This is a genomic window from Micrococcus sp. LASM2_SD2 (assembly GCF_057364565.1).
Genome location: NZ_JBNFOB010000424.1, coordinates 1 through 925 on the forward strand (window position 1 = coordinate 1; position 925 = coordinate 925).

The window sequence follows — 925 nt, forward strand, 5'->3', positions numbered from 1 at the left end:
GCCGGCTCACCTCGGACATGCCCTGCACCGAGTCGGTCACGTGCTGGGCGATCTCCCCGCGCCGCGCGTTCGCGGCCTCGGCCCCGCGCTGGCTCGCCCGCACGCCCGCCACCGGCACCACGACCACGGACACCGCCAGGCCCACGGCCGCGGCCAGCACCGCCGGGGCACCCACCTGGGGGCCCATCATGGCCAGCACGAGCACCGGCATGGTCACCGCAGTGACGGCCGGGGCGAGGGTGTGGGCGAAGAACACCTCGATCCGGTCCACGTCCTTGGTGGCCCGCGTGAGCAGATCCCCGGAGGACGCCGTCCGGCCGGTCTGGTGGGCCAGCGGAACAAGCGCCCGGTACAGCCGCACCCGCAGCAGCTCGAGGGCCTTGAACGCCACCCAGTGGCCGAGGAAGTGCTCCAGGTAGCTGGCCACGGCCTTCACCAGGGTCAGCACCGCCAGCATCCCGAGCAGCGACCACACGGTGTCCGGCAGCCAGGCCGGCGCGTCCCCGTCCACGGCGAGCGCGGCGATCGCCCCGGCGCCGACGCCCAGCAGCGCCACGGCCGCGGCGTAGTACACGTGGCGGAACACCACGGAGCCGGCCAGGGGCCACAGGACCGGTGCGGTCGCGCCGATCAGCCAGCGGCTCACCTCGCCCAGGGAGGGCCGCGTCCCGGCCGCGGCGGGCCGGGTCGTCTGCGTGCTCATCGCCCCTCCTCCACGATCCGTCCGTCCCGCACGTGTACGGCGCGTCCGCCGGCCAGCGACGGCCGATGGGTCGCCAGCACCACAGTGGCCTTCTCGCCGAGCCGGCCGATCGCCTCCTGGATCACGGCCTCGGACTCCAGGTCGACCTGGCTCGTGGGCTCGTCCAGGATCACCAGCGCCGGCCGGCGAGGAAGCCAGGGCCCGGAGGCCAGGCTCGTACCG

The 925-nt window shown here is 75.0% G+C and carries 1 protein-coding gene and 1 pseudogene; both read right to left on the reverse strand.

Features of this window, described 5'->3' with window-relative positions; all coding sequences use genetic code 11:
• Window positions 1–703: ABC transporter transmembrane domain-containing protein (locus tag AC2W7A_RS12890; protein WP_485991674.1), on the reverse strand; the 703-nt coding region annotated here is incomplete at its 3' end.
• A pseudogene (locus tag AC2W7A_RS12895) lies at window positions 700–925 on the reverse strand (hypothetical protein); the annotation flags it as partial. The pseudogene AC2W7A_RS12895 and the gene AC2W7A_RS12890, both read right to left, overlap by 4 nt.